We start from the raw sequence: 19924 nt of genomic DNA, 5'->3' as shown, positions 1-19924 counted from the left end.
ACAGTATATGTTCGACACAGTCATCTTTGATCTGGGCGGCGTCTTAGTGGATTGGAATCCCGACTACGTCTTCGCTCCAATCTTCCAAGGCGATGCAGCGCGGCGTCAGTATTTCTACGAGCATGTTTGTACGCATGATTGGAATGAGCAGCAGGATGCCGGGGTTCCGTTGCAGCAAGCCACCGAGGAACGGGTCCGTCTGTTTCCAGATTGGGAGCCAGAAATTCGCGCTTTCTATGGCAGATGGGAGGAAATGCTTGGAGGACCTATCCAGGGAACGGTGGATATCTTGGAACAGTTGCGACAGCAGGACCGGCATCGCTTGGTCGCACTCACCAATTGGTCGGCAGAGACCTTTCCCATTGCTTTGGATCGCTACGATTTCTTGCACTGGTTTGAAGGGATTTTGGTTTCCGGCGTGGAGAAGACTCGCAAGCCTTTTCCCGAGTTTTTCGAGTTGCTGTTTGAGCGTTACGCGATCGACCCGCGCCGCGCGATCTTCATTGATGATAATTTGCGGAACGTGGAAGCTGGGCGGGCACTGGGACTCACCTCGGTTCGGTTTGAGTCGTCATCCCAATTGTCCGAGGAATTGAAGCGTTTGCAAATTTCAGCGCGGTGACCCAGAGCCGTGCGTTTGGCAGCACATGTTTAACGAAATGATTTGATATCGGAATGAATGAACCTTTGGCACTAGACGTCCAGCATTTGGTGCATGCGTACGGGCCGCGGAAGGCCGTCGATGATTTGGCGTTGACGGTCGGGCGAGGCGAAATTTTCGCTCTGCTCGGACCCAACGGAAGTGGCAAGACGACTTTGTTCCGTTTGATTAGCACTTTGGCTCGGGTGCAGTCCGGTGAAATATTCGTGTTTGGCCATTCTGTCAAAACTGAGACGGCCTTGGTGCGAGCCCAGTTGGGAGTCGTCTTTCAATCGCCAAGCTTAGATCCCAAGTTGACCGTGGCCGAAAATATACGCTGCCAAGCAGCCCTGTATGGGCTTCGCGGCGAGGTCTTGGCTGAACGCTTGGACGAGGTCGCCACGCAACTCGGCTTGCAAGATCGCCTGCATACGAGAGCGGAGGAGTTGTCGGGCGGGCTGAAACGGCGGGCTGAGTTGGCGAAAGGGATCTTGCACAAGCCACGCCTGCTGCTGATGGACGAGCCAAGTACGGGGCTCGACCCCGCAGCGCGGCTCGACTTGTGGCATGCCTTGCTGGAACTGCGACAAACGGCAGGCGTAACGATCCTTCTAACAACGCATCTTTTGGAGGAGGCTGATAAGGCAGATCGAATTGCGATCATGCACGCGGGCAAGCAGGTTGCCGTAGGAGCGCCTGGGGATCTGCGGAGCGCCTTGGGTGATCAGGTCTTGCGAATCCATGCGACGCAGCGCGAGCCGATTTTGGCGTGGTTAAGAGAACGCGCCTTGACGCCTCAGGTTTTTGAGCAGGAGATTCGCGTGATGGGCTCGGCGGCGGAGGTTATTCCCCCACTGTCGCATCAGTTTGGCAGCCAGATTCAATCGTTGACCTTGGGGCAACCGAGTTTGGAGGACGTGTTCGTAGCCAAGACGGGGCACCGCTTCTGGAATGAAGAATTAAAGGACTCGACACCGAAAAAAAAGAAAGCTAGGCGTTAAATGGCGACCACCGTTGTAGATTATCAGCAGGGGCAACCTGCGGACGTTCCCAGCCCGACGCTCGTTCGTTCCAACGCGCTGGCCAGTGTGTGGATGCTTGCCTGGCGGGAGTGGATCCGCTTTTTCAGGCAGCGCAATCGCGTCATCGGCGCGCTCGGGCAACCCATCCTATTCTGGTTGCTCTTTGGCACTGGGATGCATTCTGCGTTCCGTGGTGGCGACCAAGATTTTATGACCTACTACCTGCCCGGCACGATCGCATTGATCCTGCTCTTCACGGCGATCTTTGCGACGATTTCCATTATTGAAGATCGACGCGAGGGGTTTCTGCAGAACGTTCTGGTGGCGCCTGTTCCAAGGTGGACCATCGCGGCTGGGAAGATCTTGGGAGGAGGGGCCATCGCCTGGGTGCAAGCCATGATTTTCCTGGGTTTGGCGTTGGCGGTGGGAAGTGTCCCACTGACCGCCTCACTTTTGGGAGTGGTGCTCATGATGGCGCTGGCTGCCCTGGCGCTCACCGCTTTAGGGGTGTTCTTTGCGTGGCCGATGGAGTCAACTCAAGGTTTTCATGCCATTATGAACCTAGTGCTGATGCCCTTGTGGTTGCTGAGTGGTGCATTCTTCCCCATCCCGCAGCCCAATGGTGCTAGTCCCGTAGGACAATGGATTATGCATTGGCTGATGCGATTGAATCCCATGAGTTATATGATTGCTGGTATGCGTAGAATGTTGGGAGCTGCGGTGGAATCGGCTGAGGTGTGGATGCCGAGCTTGGCGGCTAGTTGGCTGGTCACTTGTGGTTTTCTATTGGTGACGTGTTGGTTAGCAGCACGCGTCGTACTAAAGCCTGCCAAGGGAGATTTGAAATGAAACTAGGACTGAAGCAATTCATGAACGCGAAGCATTGTTTTCTGAACGTCGCTCGCTCGCAGGCCACTGCCCTTCGTCGAGCGCAATGTGGGTCTTTAGCAAAGACCGTTGGTACCACGGCCCAGTGGCTGTGTTTGGGCTCTGTTTTGTGCCTCATGCTGACCGGATGCAATCGATCCGGTCCGGCTAATGGGCAGGCAGGGGTAGCCTACACCGAGGACGAAGAAGGCAATTTGGTACCGGTCGACGAGACTTCGAGTTCCAGTGCGGGGACGGCCGCACCGAAGTCGCTTGCTAGTCAGCAGCCCGCTGGTGCTGAAGAGGAATGGTTGAGTAAGTTCGAGTTGATCGAGCGGTCTGGCAAGCTGGTAAGCAGTGACTCGCTGAAGGGCGAGCCCTACGTGGCGAGTTTCTTCTTCTCGACCTGTCCTTCAATTTGCTTGCGGCAGAACGATAAGGTGCAGCAATTGCAAGAACGATTTCAGGGGCAGCCCGTTAAATTCGTGAGCATTTCCTGTGATCCAGAAGTCGACCGCCCAGCCGTGCTGTCGCAATATGCTGACAAGTTCAACGCGGATAAGGAGCAGTGGTTATTCCTAACGGGAGACATGGGATACATCACTCGCGTTGGTGGAGAGATGTTTGGATTGTCTGTCATGCGCCGTTTTCATGCGGAGAAGTTTATTTTGGTCGATGCCGAGGGCAACAATGTGAACTACTACACTTGGACGGAACCGGGGCAGTGGCAAGCCTTGATTGAGGACTTGGAAAAGCTCATCGCTGCCGGCGGGACTTTCCCAGAAGAGGCTCCATCCGAAGAGTAGGCAAGCTGGTTGGCCGAGGCTTATCTCTCGATATTTCCCCTGGTCCCCTGGTCCCCTGGTCCCCTGGCCGCATTTCAATTTTTAGAATCGAGTTCGCAGCGTGATTGAATGGTTACCGCACGTCAATGTCTCGCTCAACAGTTTGGCTACCTTGCTGTTGATTGTGGGTTTTGTCTTGATTAAGCAGAAGCGGATTGAAGCGCACAAGCGGGTAATGTTGGCCACCTTGGTGGTCAGCACATTGTTCCTGGCTTGTTACTTGGTGTACCACTTCAACGTGCCGTCCAAGCCGTTTCCCACCGATCCGGAAGTTGCTCCGGCCGGGGTCCGCTATTTCTACTTAGTCCTGCTGGCCTCCCATATCCTGTTAGCGATCAGCGTTCCCTTTCTGGCCTTGACGACAGTTTACTTGGGCCTCAAGGGTCACATCGAGCGGCACCGCAAGCTTGCCAGATGGACCTGGCCAATCTGGCTGTACGTTTCGGTGACAGGTGTGATTGTCTATCTAATGCTGTACCAAATTTACGTGCCGCGTGAAGTAGTTGGTTAAAGAGTGGGGGATGTCCATGCAGCCCAGCGTACGAACAACTCTACTCGTCATCCTGATAGCCTTTGGGCTGGTTCTCGAGCGGACCAGGCTGGTGTTAGGCCAGCAGATTGAGTTCGTGGACCCGCCAGCCATTCATACTGCGGCTGAGCAATTGCTGATGGAGCAGGTGCAGCAGTTGTCGACGGCTGGGGAATTTGATGAGGCGTTGGTCAGCTTAGAGAAGTTGTTGGATCAAGCGGGCGACGCGTTGGTTCTAGCGGGCGAATCGCAGCGAGCCGGGACGCAGGTTACCCGCCGTTTTGTGCCGATGCGGGAATGGGTGGCCGAGCAGACTCAAACGCTGTTGATGAGTTGGCCCGAGCGTCGTCCGCAGTATCAGGCTACCGTCGATGGCTTAGCAATGAGCGTCTATGAGCAGCAGCGACTCCTCAAAGATCCGGAGGCCGTGCGCCGCGCCGCGGATCGATATTCGGCATCCAAGCTTGGAGGGAAGCTGAATTTGCTCTTGGCTGACATCTACTTGGAATATGGATGGGGAATCGCTGCGGTGCAGGCGATACAGCGGGCTGAGCCTGATTTGCGATTCGATTTGATGGGCTTGCCGAAAGCTCCGGCCGTAGAGTATCAGCCAACAGGTACTCTGGGGTGGCCCTTGGTCTGGTCGCAAAGTGCTGGCAGCCCGGCCGCTCAAAGTTTGCTGCAGGATTGGGGGAACCAAGATCGCATACTCGATACTGCCGCTGCAGATCGTTCGCTGTTGCCTGAAGCCATGCACCGCTTGATATCCGCGGTTCAAGTGGATCCCGCCAGCTTCGACGCGCAGGGAGTGCATCAGTGGGCAAGCGTGGCAGTGAGGTACTTGCCACCGGCAATCGGGGAAACGGTACAACCAGCGTTGACCGATTTAGGGGACCGGCTCAATGCCGCCCAGCGTCCAGATCTTGTGGATGCATCAGTGACGTTCGCGATGAATCGTCAACGTGCCGTCTCAGCTGTTACCGCCTCGGATGCGGGCGATTGGCCGGTATGGAGCCAGGCGTTGGCTCGGTATTCAACGAGCAATGATCGCACGATTGCCAGTCGGCCCCGCGCCGGGGAGCAGGAACTGGGAGCATTGTGCTACCATCCGGCGGTCTACGACGGCAAAGTCTTCGTGAACGAGTTGACACGGATTGTCGCCTACGATGCTGCAACGGGACGGGCCTGGCCAGAGGTGGAGTCGAACGTCCTCCCCCTTTTCGATAGTCAAGTTGCTACCGCAGCCTACTTGCCCTTGGGGTATCCCTTTGTCGGTGTACCACGCGGAACGCTCTCGATTGAAGAGGGCTGCCTGTATGCGAGGATGGGAAGCCCGGTCACGGGCTGGTCGAGGCAGCAAGCATGGAATGATGGCAATTCTCGCAGCTATTTGGTTGGGCTGGACCTGTCCCAGCAAGGAAGCATGCTGCAAGGTTTTCCACTCCGGCTCAGTGAAGACAGGTTTCCTGGCGCGGAGTTCGAGGGGGCGCCCTTGATTTGGGGCGAGTTGTTGCTCGTGGCAATCGCACAGCGCGATAATGTTGGGGTCCGTCGCAGCGTGGCAGCGTTCGAGAGACTGGGGGGCGGTTTGGTATGGCATTCGAAGGTGTTGGCGAGTGATGTTGTGCATGCGAGTGAAGATGCGAATATCATCGCCAATCAATTGCTGACCATGTCGGGTGGACGTCTGTACTACGGCACCAACATGGGGGCGATTGTTTGTCTCGATCCCCTGCACGGTGAAATAATATGGCAGACGCAGTACGCGCGGCCGGATATGAGTCGCCGAGACTATCCTCGCCCCGATCGCTTTCGCTACCGCGACCTTGCACCTTGCATGGTTGAAGGTGGGGTGTTGTATTGTGCGCCACAAGATTGCGCTGAAATCTTTGCACTGGATGTGACGACCGGAGATTTGGTGTGGTCCACCGATGATCAGCAGGTCGCTGACGTAGTCCATCTTCTGGGAGTTTATGGCGACAACTTGTTGGTTAGCGGCGATCGCCTCGTGTGGATTGATCGCTTGAGTGGCCGAGTGTTGGGACGTTTTCCAGGGGCGACGACCCCCGGGGTGTCCAATGCACTTCCAAGTCCGCGCGGACTTGGCCGTGGCGTGTTGGCGGGAGGCGAAGTGTGGTTTCCCGTCGCCGGGGAAATTCTGGTTTTCTCCGCCCAACTGGCTCCAGAACACAATGCGTTAGCCACAGGCACCCCTCGGCTTCTCCGTCGTGTTCCTATCGGGACACGCGGCCGCGAGGGCGGGAATTTGTTGGTCGAATCGGGGCGTTTGTTCTATGCCAGTCCCAGTCGTCTGTTGATGTTCGAGTAATCTCCTGCGCCACCCACCCCACTCACCGAAACCAATTGCGTAGGTGCCGGACGTGAGTCTCGTGGAAGTGGCAGCGGGATCTTGGCTCCACTGGTTTTTGTTGCACAAGAAAGAGTGTGTTTAGCCTAGCGCAGGTAGCTCGCGACCACTGGTTGCGGTTTGGATTGTGCCGTTATTTAGCTGGACAGGTAGATCTTTAATCCTAGGTGGGGCGCTGTATACTGGGGTAGCTTGAATTCATAGTTATCAGTCGTCAAACTCGCGGGAGATGGTCAGAATGAATCGTCAGTTAAATCGTAGAACGCTGCTGGGGGCGGCTGCAGCCACGGGAGCCCTGTGGACCTTTCCCTCACAATCAGCCCGCGCAATGGCCAATGAAGAGATACGGGTCGGGTTCATCAGCTGTGGCGGTCGGTCGGGGGAACACATGCGGGTGTTCCACAATATGCCGGGTGTGGTGGTAGCGGCGCTTTGCGATCCCGATGAATCCCAGCTTGCCGGAAAAGCGAAGAGCTTTCCCAAGGCGAAGACCTACGCCGATTTGCGGGACTTGCTGGAGGATGATGATATCGATGCAGTCGTGATCGCAACCTGCAACCACTGGCACTGCTTGGCCGCTATTTGGGCGATGGAAGCGGGCAAGGATGTGTACGTGGAGAAGCCGCTGTCGCATTCCCAGTGGGAAGGTGAGCAAACCATTAACGCAGCGCGAAAATACAATCGGATTTGCCAGGTAGGTACGCAGCAGCGGTCCGATCCGATGCAGGCCGAAATCAAGAAGTTTCTGCACGAAGAGAAGGGGCTCGGCAAGATTCAGAGTTGCCGTGTGAACCGTTACGGCGTTCGCCAACCAATCGGAAAGCGAGCGACCCCGCTAGCGATCGGCAAGGGAGTTAACTACGACCTGTGGCTGGGGCCAGCTCAGGATCAGCCGATCTATCGTGACAAGTTGCAGTACGATTGGCACTGGGATTTCAATACCGGTTCTGGCGAGATGGGGAACTGGGGGGTGCATGTGTTGGACGACGCTCGGAATAACGTGTTCCTCGACAAGGTTAGTCTGCCAAGTCGGATTATGGGCGGTGGCGGAAGGGTTGCTTGGGGCGATGCGGGGAATACCCCGAATGTCCACTTTGTGTACTTCGATACCGGCGAGATTCCCACGGTCATCGGGCTGTCCAATTTGACCGCTGGGGGACAGTCGAAAAAGTCTCCTGGTCATCCAGGCCCTGGCAGCGGGTACATCGCGTATTGCGAGGGTGGACGGTACGAGGGCCAGCGCGGACGAGGTGCGGCTTTTGACAATAACGGCAAGTTGATTCGCGAATTCAAAGGCAATAGTGGTGGTACGCTGCACCAGGAGAACTTCATTGCCTGTGTTCGCAGCCGGGATGCGAGTCAGTTGAACACCGATATTGAGATGGGGCATTATTCAACAGGCTGGTGCAACCTAGCCAATATTGCCTATCGGGTCGGTGACACTTACTCCGCCGATGCGGCAGGAGAGCTGTCGCAAGAAGTACCAGAATGGGGTGCGCTGATCGATGAGATGCAGACGCATGTAGGCTCGCATTCAGTCGCCATGAATGAGCTCAAGTTGAGTCCGATGCTAGAGTTCAATCCCGAGAAGGGCGCTTTCACAGGTGCCAGTGCTGCTCAAGCAAACGCGTTGCTGAAACGCGAATACCGCGCTGGATACGAGGTCCCTGCAATTAGCTAATTAGGCTACCGAAAGAAATTGGGTTGCTGTTGGTCTTGCCACGTGGAAAGTGGCGAGACCCGGCGACCCTCGGTCGAGATTTCTTGGGTGGCACAGCCAACGAGGGTGGCACTGAAGAGCAGAGCCGTGAGCAGTAGAGCGAGAGTGGCGATAGCTTTCATTGACCGATCTGGCTGGTAAGGAGAGTTCATCTTGGCATGTAGCAGGCAAGGGTTTGCCTGCTACATACCAAATCTGAATTCAGCCCGATAGAGCGATGTCGGCTATTGGATCTCCTTGATGCGAATGTCGCGCCAACGGACTTCAAAGGGTCCTTCCTCCTTGCCGATTCCATGGACTTGCAAGCCCAGGAAGCCCTCTTGGTAGCTTTCTGGATCGTAGATGTCCTCGATTTTCTGTCCGTTGATCCAGGTTTGGATGCGAGGACCGATCGCGCGCACCACGAAACGATTCCAGCCTGAATTGTCGATCGCGTTGGTTTGCGGCTGAGTGGGGCTCAGCCAGCCACGGCCGGTTGCTTCACCGTAGACGTAACCCGCTTCTCCCGGACTCGATTCAATCTCGACCTGAGGGCCATGCACCCGTCCGTTGTTGTGGGAGTCCAGGCTCTTGGAGCGAATTTGAACCCCAGAGTTGAGTCCTTCGTCAACTTTGACTTCGAAGGTCAATTCGAAATCGCCGTAGTCTTGGTCGCTACACATGAAAGAATTAGGACTACCGACGGCAGTTCTTCCGACGATGACTCCCTCTTCGACGGCGTAGCTTGCGGTCCCATTCTTCTGGCTCCAACCGGTCAGGTTCTGGCCATTGAAGAGAGATACCCAACCATCGGATTTAATGTCGGGAGCGGTGCTGAAATCGGCTTTGTCGTGTCCCGCGGGAAGCTCCAGTTCGAGAGCATTGCGCATGACCGGTTTGTCTTTGCTGAGTAGTGCTGCGGTGACAGCGGGTTGTGTGACGCTGCCGGTTGCGGCCCATTCTGCCCCACGTTGTAACGTTACCTGAAAGGCAGTACCGCTCATCGATTTCTCGTCGTGCCCGAGCGTGGTATGGAAGATGCGTCCGTCGCCAAAGTTGAGTACCATCAGGATGGGCTCGTGTTCGCCGGTGCCGCCGGTGTCTTTGCTGCTGAATGCAGTGGCTAGGATTTCCATGTTTTTGGCTGGTCCGCGAAGCTCAGCGTAGAGTTCATCCTCAGCTTGTAGCCATGAAGTTGGGATGCCGCGGGTGATTGGGTGCGCCGGGTCGCGGACGATGACTTCAAAGGGATGGCGTCGTCCATGGCTCCCGCCACGCCCCTTTTGTGTATCGCGATTGAATTTTCCATCGCGCCAGCGAACATAAGGGCCAGCTTGCTCGGTGCGTCCCCCCCAGCCGCCAAGTCCAATCATTTCGTTGTACTCGGGCCAGTTGGGGAAGGAGTTGTCGGCAGCATGGACGCATACAAAGCCGCCACCGGCACGAATGAAATCGGCGAAGGCGGCCTGAGTTTGTTCGGACCAGGACTCACCGTTGTAGTTCGAAACGATCACATCGTAGTCGTCGAACTTGGGTTGGAAGCTGGACATATCACCACCACTGGGTGGAGTGGTTGCGACGTCGACCGAAAACCGTCCCGAGCTCTCCAAGGTGGCTTCGATCAGCGGGGTGGTTTTGGCCCATTGGTGGTTATTCTGTCCATCGATGATCAGCGTCTTCAAAACGGACTCAGCGGCGGTACAGCTCGCAAGGGGAATGCCAGCCAAGGTAGCCAGCAGGGCGAAGCAGAGGAAGTGTTTCATGGAAGGGGGTCTCGGGGAGAGTGACTGGGAATAGAGGCCCCATTGTGGCCGATTTAGTCGCTGGATGCAAACCGCAGTCTGCTCCAGGCAGGCCCCTTAAGACTGCTTTGCATTGCCGCTTCCCAGCATGCAGGAAACCACCTGCACCGTTTCTCCGTTTCTCCGGCGTTGCTGCACGGGCGGAGAATCTAGGGCCCCCTTCGCCAATGATGGTCGCCTTGGCTCGCAGCCTCCAGCTGACGGGCATGGGGACGCGCCCCACTCAGGCCAACGGCCCCGTTCGTTTCGCTCAAACTGCTGGCGAGTCCGCCGCCGCAGCGCGGCTACCTGCTACTGAGAATGCTCGCTCGGTAAGCATCGAGCCCCGTGTTTCGCTGGGAATGGCGCAGGCAAACTTGATACACTGCTTAATAGCCATGCTTGTGGGCCGGATTGCCATAATCTGGTCCGCAAGTGCCGTGGGGCTCGATTGTGTTTGTGAATCATTTCTGCAGTGTGAGTCCGCGCATCCCACCCGCCTGTCTGGAGTCTCCACCCATGTTGTGTTTGAAGTTCGCCCGGTTGTTTCTGCTCCTGCTTTCGATGGTACTCGCGATTGGAGGGCCGGCTACGGTTGCCCATGCGCACGAGTTCAATCCTCAGGAGCTGGGTACCAAGCTATCCGTAGGGTATGCGGTGCGCGTTTTGGATGTGAACGCGGACGGGAAGCAGGACATTGCAATCGTCGATAGCCGCCGCGTGCTGTGGCTTGAGAATCCGAGTTGGAACGAGCACGTGGTCTATGAAACCCCGGATGCCAAGTTTGACAACGTCTGTTTCGCTGCACACGACGTCAATGGGGATGGCCGCATCGACTTTGCACTTGGGGCCGATTGGCAGTTTGGAAACTCCGATTCGGGGGGCACTATCGGTTGGCTCGAACAAACGTCGGAGGGGCCTTGGATATATCGCAAGATTGCATCTGAGCCCACCACGCACCGCATGCAGTGGGCCGATTTGACCGGAGACGGCCGCGCGTCGTTGGTGGTGGCCCCTCTCAAGGGACGCGGCACACGCGGGCCGGGGTTTGATCAGGTCGGAGTTCGGTTGCTGGCGTTTACTCCGGGGGCGGACCCAGCCAAGGAAACTTGGTCCCGTCGGGTCCTCACCGACGAACTCCATGTGATGCATGGATTGCAGGTTGCAGATCTCAACCAGGATGAACGCGAAGATCTTTTGACGGCCAGCTATGAAGGAGTTACCTGGTTGCAGGCTGGGGCGTCCGGCATGCAGCTAAAACGCTTGGGGACTGGGCAGGAGCAACCGGCGCCCAAGCGGGGTGCTAGCGAAGTCCGCCAAGGGCGCTTGGCTGACGGGCAACTCTATCTCGCCACCATCGAACCATGGCATGGTGACAAAGTTGTGGTCTATATTGCCCCGCACGACTGGCAGACCAGTTCCGAACTGTGGACACGCTTTGTGCTCGATGAACAATTGGCATGGGGGCATGCGGTGGTCTGCGCCAATTTGGATGATGATCCAGAAGAGGAGCTCGTGGTCGGAGTGCGTGATGATCTGAGCTCGGAGCATCGAAGTGGAGTCCGCATCTACGATCCAGTGAATCCGATAGAAGGCGCGTGGTCGCGAGAACTGCTAGACGCAGGTGGCGTGGCCGTGGAGGACTTGACCGTGGCCGATCTAGACAACGACGGTGACATGGATATTGTTGCGGTAGGGCGTGCCACGCACAATGTAAAAGTGTACTGGAATCAGTTGCGGCGTGAGCAGAGCGAGCCGTAGAGCAATGGCCCATGTGGATCAGACCTCTCGCTGACCGGGCTGACGAAATCGCAACCCGCTGCGTGAGCAAGGAAAGGTGGTTGCCGCTACACGGTAGTTAGGGACGCTACCTCCGCGTTAGAATTCAAATTGCTATTCAATCAACAGCCTGGTGAGCAAGCAACTCTGGTTGACGCTGCAAGGTAATTGGTGGCGCTGCGTTCGCGGTAAAACTGAAAACGTTCCTGAAGCCACCAACCGTCGCGCGCCGGGTTGTGAAACTGTCCTGTAAAATCTGAAAGAGTGATCTAAGTCGCAGCTTGCTGCGCACGCCGACCGTCAGTGCGGAAGTCAATTCGGTTCCTGAAACTTCGACATTGGCGATTCGCGCCTTCCCACATTTGCTGGCTCAACCTGCAACCCGGCTAGAGTCAATTGCTGCCTACCTCCAGAGCTTGCCCATCGATGATTCGAGATTTTCGCCAACTGACGATAGTTGTTTGTGACCGTTCCAGTGTTGTTCGCTCGACTGGCTGGAAGAGCCGGGCATTGCAAGGTGGTGGATGGCCAGCGTTCGCGAATCGAATGCGTGGGGTGAGCGCACTGGTCGGGCTCGTCCTGTGGGGGATTCTAGGCCCCAGCGTGTTGCTAGCCGAATCATCCGCATCGACGGTATATAGTGTCGGCGTGGCCAAGCAAGATGTAACTCCTCAATATCCAGTGCGGCTCAGTGGTTTTGCATTTCGGAAAGCGGAGTCCGAGGGTGTTTCCCAAGCTTTGTGGGCGCGGGCGTTGGCGATTGGGACGGATCAGCAAGGCCCGGTGGTATTGGTCACGCTCGATAGTCTGGGGGTTCGCGCGCCGATGGTCGATGAAGTGGCCCGCCGTCTGGCTGAGAAGACGAAGCTCACGCGTGAGCGGCTAATCGTGACGTTCACCCACACGCATTGCGCGCCTAAGGTCAACGGGGCGGCAGACAATATCTTTGCTGAACCGATCCCACCGGAGCATCAGGCGCATCTCGATCGCTATAGCGAGGAGTTAGTTGCAGATTTAGTCAGCGTGGTGGAGCGGGCGCTTGCAGATCGCCAACCGGCGAAGCTGAGTTGGGCGGTCGGGGAGGTTGGATTCGCTGCCAATCGACGTACGAAGGGCGGGCCGGTCGATCATTCACTGCCCTGCTTGGTGGTTCGCTCGGCAGGGGAGCCGCACACAATTCGCGCGATCTATACCTCCTATGCTTGTCACTGCGTGACGCTGTCCCACAATCTGCTGAGCGGTGATTGGGCGGGGTATGCCGCAGAGGCCATGGAACGGCATTTTCCCGATGCCATTGCCATGGTTTCTATTGGTTGCGGGGCTGACCAGAATCCAGACAGTGGAGTCACGGGGGATAAGACGGAGGTGGCTCTACAGCAGGGGATGCAGATTGGTGATGAAGTGGCCAGGCTTGTTCACTCTGGAGAGATGCAATCCCTGTCGGCCCCGTTGGAGACTTCGCGCGGGCAGATCGAATTGCCTTTCCACAGTGTGCCTACTCGGCAGGAGTACGAGGTGATGCAGGCCGCTGGCGGGCCGGCTGGTTACAACGCCGGAACTCAACTAGCTCGATTGGATCGAGGTGAAGTGATTCCAAGTTCACTGCCCTATCCGATCCAGGAGTGTCATTTCGGTGATCAACTGTGCATGGTTTTTCTCTCGGGTGAAGTGTGTGTGGATTATTCCCTGCGATTGAAGCAGGAGTTGGATGAACGTCGGTTGTGGGTCCACGGCTACAGCCACGATTTCGGGTCTTATATCCCATCGGAAAGATTGTGGAAGGAGGGGGGCTATGGTGCCGGAGCTGAGATCCCCTATTTCGCGCTCCCCGATCGATTGGCGAGCGGGCTAGAGCAAAAGATCGTGGATGAAGTAAAACGCCTCGTCCCAGTCGACTATCGGCTCGTAGCGGAGGAGTCGGCAAGCACCGGTGGTGGCGAAAAGTCTTTGAGGCGAACGAACGGAGTCGCTCCTAAAACGCCGGAGGATTCTATTCAGCTGTTCCAGACCCATGCGGAGCTACAGGTGCAGTTGGTTGCTTCCGAACCACAGGTCGTCGATCCGGTCGCCATTGACTTTGGTCCAGATGGTGATGTGTGGGTAGTGCAGATGGTGGATTATGGGCATGGGATCGAAGAGGAGTTTGTGCCGCAGGGAGAAGTGCGAGTTCTGAAGGATGAGGATGGGGACGGCAGGTACGAATCCTCCCAGGTCTTCTTGGATGGCTTGCGCTATCCGACCGATGTCAAAGTCTGGAGGGACGGGGCGCTGGTTTGTGATGCTCCAGATATTCTTTTTGCGCGAGATCGCGATGGCGATGGTCGGGCGGATACTCGCGAAGTATTGTTCAGCGGTTTTGAAACACACAATGGTCAGGCTCGCGTAAACAGCCTGCAATGGGGATTGGATCATTGGCTCTACGGTTCGGGAGGATTGTTTGGTGGTCGCATTTCGAATCAACAGGGGGATGTGGTTGATGTTTCAGGGAGAGACTTCCGCATCCAGCCCGATCTCGGGTTGATTGAGCCGGTAACGGGGCGGAGCCAACAGGGACGCGTACGCGATGATTGGGGGAATTGGTTTGGCTGCGACAACAGTACGCTGCTGCGTCACTATCCAGTCGTAGAGTCGTATGTAAGTCGAAATCCGTTTGTGGTTCCTCCTGCCACGGCGGTAAGCGTTCCTGACGGTCCCGCTGCTGGAAAACTGTTTCCCGCCAGCGATCTGGTGATGTTCCGATTGTCGGGGGCACCGGGGCGCGCCACTGCAGCGTGTGGTGTTGGGATCTACCGCGATCGATTGCTGGGGGCGCAGTACGCGGGAAGCTCGTTTACTTGTGAGCCTGTAAATCAGCTGGTGTATCGGCAGGTGCTTAGTCAGCAGGGGGCGGTCGTGCGAGGTCGCCGAGCCGAGAATGAGCAGACCGTCGATTTTCTGACCTCAAGCGACCGTTGGTTTCGCCCCGTTCAAGCTCGTACCGGTCCCGACGGGAGCTTGTGGATCGTCGACATGTATCGCTATGTGATCGAACATCCTAAGTGGATTCCCGATGAGACGTTGGCTGAGTTGGATGTGTTCGCAGGGCAGGGCATGGGACGCATCTATCGAGTATCGAACGCTGGGGAAGCTGCCAGACCGCAACTTGCCTTGAGTCATATGAAAGACGAAGAATTGGCTCGCGCGATCGATACTGAAAATGGAATCATCCGTGACTTGGTTCATCAGATGTTGCTGTGGCGCGATGCTCAAGGAGCTGCCCAGGAGTTGGAGCGAATCGCCCGGGAAAGCCCGCTGCCAGCCGTTCGGATACAAGCGCTCGCTGCACTCGACGGCCTCCACTGCTTATCCGTCACGCAGCTGTTGCACGCACTGGGCGATTCGCATCCTGAAGTAAGGCGGCAGGCGGTTCGACTAGCTGAGCAGTTTGCAGACCATCCCTCGGTTGTGCAACGGGTCCTTGAACTGGGCACAGACGAAGCATTCCAAGTTCGCCTGCAAGTTGCGAATTCTCTAGGCGAGTTTCAAGCCGAGTTTACGAGTGAACTTCTCGCTAGGCTGGCGACTGAATCTTCGGATCCCTATTTGCAGTCGGCGGCGCTGAGCTCACTGACCGCTGGCAATGTGAGTCGCGTCGCAGAGCAGGTTTTGACCAGCCCGGAGTCCCGCAAACGCGTAGGAGCCCAAGTCGTGGCGACCGCTGCTGGAGTGGGGGATGCTTCAGCCATTGATCGGGTTCTTAGTTTAGTACTCGAAGCTAGCGGAGAATGGCAATTGTGGCAAATGGAGAGTTTGGCGCAGTTGCTCGATGGCCTCGATCGCCGTGCTGCCGGCGGAGTCCTGCGGCTGGTCGATGCTAGCCACGAGTTGAACGCTGCGGATCAAACCCCAATTGCAGAAGGGGACTTGGTCGATGCGCAAGTCGAGCTCCAGCTCAGCGGTACGCACCGGCAGGCAGCGCAGTCCATCACTGTCGCTGCACGGCAGTTGCTCCAAGCAGAGGGCGCGTCGGACGGGGAGGTCGGGATCGCGCTGAAATTGCTGGGGCGTCGCTCCGGCGCGGTTACCAAGGCATTGCTGGCGCAAGATGGTGTAGAGAAAGATTCGCAACTCAATCGAGAGTCGCCCGTCGATGCGACCCGTGAAATAGCCCAATTGATTGACTTGCGGTATTCGCAAGACCGCCAATCAATGGCCCTTCATGCAATTGCTCGACGAGGCGATGCGGCGGGGGGGCAAGTGTTGCTAGGATGCCTTCCAGCCGCCAGTCCTCAAGTGCGTGTGTCGCTCATCGAGGTGTTGTTGGCGCAGCCCAGTTGGGATGCGACCACACTCGAAGGGCTGCAAGCGGGAGTGTTGACTGCCGTCGATTTCGATGCGGGTGCAAGGCAGCGATTCCTCGCCCGCCAACCCGCCACGCAGCGAGAGTTGGTGGAGGGCCTGTTGATCAACGGTGCTGCAAGTGATCGCAATGCGTTGGTGAGCGGGTGGCGCGATGTTGCGCAGTTGACTGCGGATCCGCAAGTCGGGCAGTCGCAATTCGCCAAGCACTGCAGCGCGTGCCATAAATTCAATGACGTGGGGCATGAGGTCGGACCGGACTTGGCGGCACTCACCTCACGCTCTACTGAATTTTTGTTGACGGCGATCCTAAATCCCAACCGTGATGTCGATGCACGCTACCAAGGGTACGTAGCGTTGATGGACGATGGGAGTGTACTGTCTGGGCAGATGAGCAGTGAGACAGCAACGAGCATTACGTTGTTGGAGCAAGGGGGCAAGCAGCATGTGTTGCTTCGCAATCAACTGGTGCAGCTGCGTGCAACTGGGAAGTCGGCAATGCCTGAGGGGTTGGAGAAGGATCTTTCGAAGCAAGATTTGGCCAACATTATGGCCTACGTTCAAGGTGCCGACTCGGAGGTTTATCAACGCGCGCGGAAATTGCTGGATGACACTTTATCGCAAGCGGAGCGAGAGCAAGTTATTGCCGAGTCGCCTCAACATGCGGCGGCAATGATCACGGCGCTGACCGCAGACATGCCTGAGGATTCGGCCGAGGAGTACCGGAGGATTCCCTGGATTTGGCGAGTTGCGATTGCAGCGGGGAAGAGGAACCAGTCTTCGGAGCTTCTACAGGTCTTGGAGATCAGCTTGCCACGAAGCGGTGAACCGTTGCAGGATTGGCAAGCGGTGGTGATTGGCGGAGGTTTGATTAATGGGGTGAGTTTGGTGGGCAGCTGGCCGCTGGACCGCATTCAGCGCTTGATCTCGGGGAACGGGCCCTTGGTCGCGCGATGGAATCGATCGATCGCACTGGCGTCTCAGATGGCGGATGACGGACGCGTGAGGGCAGGTACGCGCTACGATGCGTTGCGGATGGTGGCCCTTGCTGCCTGGGCGGAGCACGGCGAACAATTGGCAGGCTACCTGGCGGACGAGAATGCGGAATTGCAAATGGGGGCGGTGAGTGGTTTATCGGATATGCCGGCAGCCGAAGCGGGGCGTTTGCTGGTGGAGGCATTGCCGAGGCTCGCACCCCAAAATCGGGAGCTGGCGCTTGACGCGTTGATGAGGACGGTGCCGAGAATTCAACGAGTGTTGGCTGCCGTGCAGGCGGAGAAGATTGATCCGCAGTGGTTGGGGGGGCAACGCATCCAGCAGCTGAGCCAGCATACGGATGTCGCTGTTCGAGAGTTGGCGGCGAAGGTGTTGGGGGAGGCGTCGCGGTAGGAAGGGGGCGCGATGGGAGAGTTATGCGGCCGCGGGGCGGTTTCTTTCTCGCCTGTTGAGCCTGGAGGGTCAACGAGGTTCGCAGTGGTCGCTATCTGAGGTCGCCTTGTTCCAGCAACTTCGACTTTGTGGTGGATTCATTTCCGGCGATAGTCGTGAGTGCACGGAGCTCTTCGATGGAGATGCCCTGCTGCACAGTATAAGCATGAATGGAATCGGCAAACACGATCATGGGGCGTCTCCAACTTGCTGCGGAGATACTCAGCTCCGGCGCCAAGGGAGGTCCCACGGCAAGGTTGGCTGCATCGAGGTCTTGTGGTTTAAGCCAGGGGACTTCTGATTCGCTAATTTCAGTCAGCAGGATGGTATTCTCTGGACCGTCAAGTATGTCTGTCAGCGACGTCGATCGGTCGCTAGGAAACGTAGTGCCGTCGCCGGAAATGGCGACGATATTGGTGAATTCCGAAGACTGCGGCTCCGTGGGAGAGTGGAACATCCGCGGCATTTGCTTGGCGAGCAGCGAGTTATTCGGGCCGTCCCAAGGTTCGTTGAAATCATAATTCTCGTACAGGGGACGCTCTTCCATGTAGGGCAAGACCAAAATTCGCCAGCTATGCATCGGCCGGCCGCGCGCATCGGTAATGCAGGCCGGCGGAAAGCAACCGTACACCCCATGGTAGTTGTGCAGTGCCAGGCTAAGTTGATTCAATGGTGAATGAGAGTTCATCTTCAAGGCGGCACGCTGGGCCGTCTGAACTGCCTTGAGGAGCGTGAATCCAATCGCTGCGCACAGTACCGCAAGGAATAAGTTTTTCAGAGAGCAACGCATTTTTATCAAGCCTCACTCGATTTGCTCGTAAGCCTTAGCGGCCCGTCTGGCGATAGACAGTTTGATAATGGCAATGACATAGACAAGTATCGCGACCGTGATAAAGGGCATGCAAGCAAAGCCAATGCCAAGACTAAAGAAAAGGTCCTCAGACAATTGTCGCGGATAGACGTTCCCTGCATCTGCCAATCGGCGAAAGCTAAGAATCATTGACGCAGCGGTTCCCGAGACCGACGCGAGCGATAGGAGGAGGAATCCCGCAGCGGAATACCGCCGAACCGCTTGCCACCGAGCTATCTGAGCGGCAAGCGTTTCGACCCCACTTTCCGTCAGTGGTGGCAGGTAGGGCACAAGGTTGGCTGTTGTTCTGTCGTGCTCCTGCATGATGAAATGCCTTTGGGGCTGTCGTTCTCAGGGGGGAGCCTGGGCTGAGCGATAGATAGCAATTTTGCTGAAAACGGGTGCGCACGATTTCTGCTCCATTGTAGGCGGGCTCAATGGCAAGCGTGGCTGACACCCGTCGGCAATCTCAGAAGCAAGTGGTGCACTACTGCAAAGTTTATGCATGGCTCTTCGTCGCACCGGCCAGGTTGAAGAGCGTGGGGGCGAGGCTGTAAGGTCGTGTTGAGACTGCGCATCCCCCGGGTGGGGAGTGCTGGTTTGGTGTTGTGTTTGCAAGGGGAGTGGCTATACTTCGGAGTTCCGTCTGAGAGCAGTTTTGGACGAATGGGTAAGCGTAGTAGATATTTCGTCCGTTGACGCGTTAGAACGTTGGCTGGCAGGAATGTTTGAATATACAAGACAACGCGTAAATTAATGTGCAGGTCTCGGTCGATTTCTTCCGATGGCTGGCTGATATTCATCTTTCTTCGATAGTGTTTGGAGATCTCTCCATGGCTCGTGAATGCGCCGTGTGTGGCAAGCAAGCTTCAGTTGGTAATTCGATTGAAATTCGTGGTAAAGCCAAGTATCTGGGTGGTGTGGGTACCAAAGTAACCGGTATCACTCGCCGTAAGTTCAAGCCGAATCTGCAAAGCGTTCGAGTTGAATTGCCAAGTGGTGAGCATAAGAAGTTGCGAGTCTGCACGCAGTGCATTCGCAGCGGCGTGATCCGCAAGGTTGTAAAGCAAAAGCCATTTGCCCTGCCATCTGCCAAGGTGTAGCGGCATTGTTGAGCTATTGGGTTTGTAGGGTGAGCGGGAGCTTGGCTCCGTTCGCCGCTGCGCAGTTCTAGAGCGGTCTGCATACCAGTCCGTGCACGTTGTGGTGTGTCTGGCGGTGATATAAGCTCGGCAGGCAGGAGTGGATCGGTTTTCATGAAGTTAACTTGCCAGGATGTCGAGAAGGTCGCCGCGCTTGCGAAACTCGAGTACTCGAAAAGCGAGATTGCTGCGTTTACAGAGCAGCTCGGCCGGATCGTGGAGTTTGTAGAGCGGTTGAGCGATGTGCCCACCGAGGGAGTTGAGCCGCTCGCACACCCGTTGGATGTGCATTCCGCGACTCGCCTCGACGAGCTCCAGCCAGGCTTGTCTCACGAGGCGGCTTTGGCGAATGCGCCGAGTCGTGACGAAGACTTCTTTTTGGTGCCGCCGGTCATGGCGCGGAGCTAAGGGCTGTCTCTGGCGGCTCGCTTGCCGGCGTAAGAGCGAATTCGGTCTTCTCTGCGATGGAGCTGGCCCCATGAGGGTGGTTGTGTGTGGTGATCGACCTCGCTGGCTCACTGGGCTGTTGATTTAATAGCAATTTTGGGTTTAACGCGGAGGTAGCGTCCCTAATTGCCTTGTAGCGGCAGTCACCTGTCCTTGCTCACGCAGCGGGTTACTATTTCAACAGCCCGT

The 19924-nt window shown here is 56.8% G+C and carries 14 protein-coding genes; 11 read left to right on the top strand and 3 right to left on the bottom strand.

From position 1 onward, the window contains the following. Window positions 1-7: 7 nt before the first annotated feature. From Q31a_RS28835 to Q31a_RS28805, 7 genes are all read left to right on the top strand, one after another. Window positions 8-622 carry an HAD family hydrolase gene (locus Q31a_RS28835; protein ID WP_145086101.1) on the top strand — a complete coding sequence of 205 codons (615 nt, stop codon included), beginning with the start codon at window positions 8-10 and terminating at the stop codon, window positions 620-622. 53 nt (window positions 623-675) lie between these two features. Then, a complete protein-coding gene (locus Q31a_RS28830; RefSeq protein WP_145086097.1) occupies window positions 676-1641 on the top strand; it encodes an ABC transporter ATP-binding protein in 966 nt (321 codons plus the stop codon). Continuing rightward, the gene (locus Q31a_RS28825) at window positions 1642-2511 is read left to right on the top strand and encodes an ABC transporter permease (RefSeq protein WP_231690988.1); all 870 of its coding nucleotides are present in this window, start codon (window positions 1642-1644) and stop codon (window positions 2509-2511) included. Further along, a complete protein-coding gene (locus Q31a_RS28820; RefSeq protein WP_231690987.1) occupies window positions 2508-3335 on the top strand; it encodes an SCO family protein in 828 nt (275 codons plus the stop codon). Before Q31a_RS28825 ends, Q31a_RS28820 begins: the two co-directional genes overlap by 4 nt. Before the next feature lie 100 nt (window positions 3336-3435). Further along, the gene (locus tag Q31a_RS28815) at window positions 3436-3885 is read left to right on the top strand and encodes a DUF420 domain-containing protein (protein ID WP_145086094.1); all 450 of its coding nucleotides are present in this window, start codon (window positions 3436-3438) and stop codon (window positions 3883-3885) included. Window positions 3886-3895: 10 nt separating this feature from the next. Beyond that, window positions 3896-6232 carry an outer membrane protein assembly factor BamB family protein gene (locus Q31a_RS28810; protein WP_145086091.1) on the top strand — a complete coding sequence of 779 codons (2337 nt, stop codon included), beginning with the start codon at window positions 3896-3898 and terminating at the stop codon, window positions 6230-6232. 277 nt (window positions 6233-6509) lie between these two features. Beyond that, a complete protein-coding gene (locus tag Q31a_RS28805; RefSeq protein WP_145086086.1) occupies window positions 6510-7952 on the top strand; it encodes a Gfo/Idh/MocA family protein in 1443 nt (480 codons plus the stop codon). A 263-nt stretch (window positions 7953-8215) separates the two neighbouring features. Here the strand turns inward: Q31a_RS28805 and Q31a_RS28800 are convergent, their stop codons facing one another. Then, a complete protein-coding gene (locus Q31a_RS28800; RefSeq protein WP_145086082.1) occupies window positions 8216-9733 on the bottom strand; it encodes a family 16 glycoside hydrolase in 1518 nt (505 codons plus the stop codon). Between the two features lie 537 nt (window positions 9734-10270). Here Q31a_RS28800 and Q31a_RS28795 point away from each other — a divergent pair. Beyond that, the gene (locus Q31a_RS28795; RefSeq protein ID WP_231690986.1) at window positions 10271-11512 is read left to right on the top strand and encodes an FG-GAP repeat domain-containing protein; all 1242 of its coding nucleotides are present in this window, start codon (window positions 10271-10273) and stop codon (window positions 11510-11512) included. 573 nt (window positions 11513-12085) lie between these two features. Beyond that, a complete protein-coding gene (locus Q31a_RS28790; protein ID WP_197355884.1) occupies window positions 12086-17257 on the top strand; it encodes a neutral/alkaline non-lysosomal ceramidase N-terminal domain-containing protein in 5172 nt (1723 codons plus the stop codon). Between the two features lie 91 nt (window positions 17258-17348). Here the strand turns inward: Q31a_RS28790 and Q31a_RS28785 are convergent, their stop codons facing one another. Beyond that, on the bottom strand, window positions 17349-18086 hold the full coding sequence (locus tag Q31a_RS28785) for a DUF1559 family PulG-like putative transporter (RefSeq protein ID WP_145086076.1): 738 nt from the start codon (window positions 18084-18086) through the stop codon (window positions 17349-17351). Between the two features lie 12 nt (window positions 18087-18098). After that, window positions 18099-18470: a hypothetical protein gene (locus tag Q31a_RS28780; protein ID WP_145086072.1), complete on the bottom strand. Its 372-nt coding sequence runs from the start codon at window positions 18468-18470 to the stop codon at window positions 18099-18101. A 509-nt stretch (window positions 18471-18979) separates the two neighbouring features. Between Q31a_RS28780 and rpmB the strand changes: the two genes are divergently transcribed. Beyond that, window positions 18980-19249, top strand: a complete 270-nt coding sequence (gene rpmB / locus Q31a_RS28775) for a 50S ribosomal protein L28 (protein ID WP_145086070.1) — start codon at window positions 18980-18982, stop codon at window positions 19247-19249. Between the two features lie 153 nt (window positions 19250-19402). Then, window positions 19403-19696 (top strand): Asp-tRNA(Asn)/Glu-tRNA(Gln) amidotransferase subunit GatC, encoded by a 294-nt coding sequence (gatC, locus tag Q31a_RS28770; RefSeq protein ID WP_145086067.1) that lies wholly within the window; start codon window positions 19403-19405, stop codon window positions 19694-19696. Window positions 19697-19924: the final 228 nt, after the last annotated feature.

The sequence above is a fragment of the Aureliella helgolandensis genome, assembly GCF_007752135.1.
In the GTDB taxonomy this organism is placed as follows: domain Bacteria; phylum Planctomycetota; class Planctomycetia; order Pirellulales; family Pirellulaceae; genus Aureliella; species Aureliella helgolandensis.
Note: the sequence above shows the minus strand (reverse complement) of the source record. Positions and strands in the feature narration are given on the sequence as shown.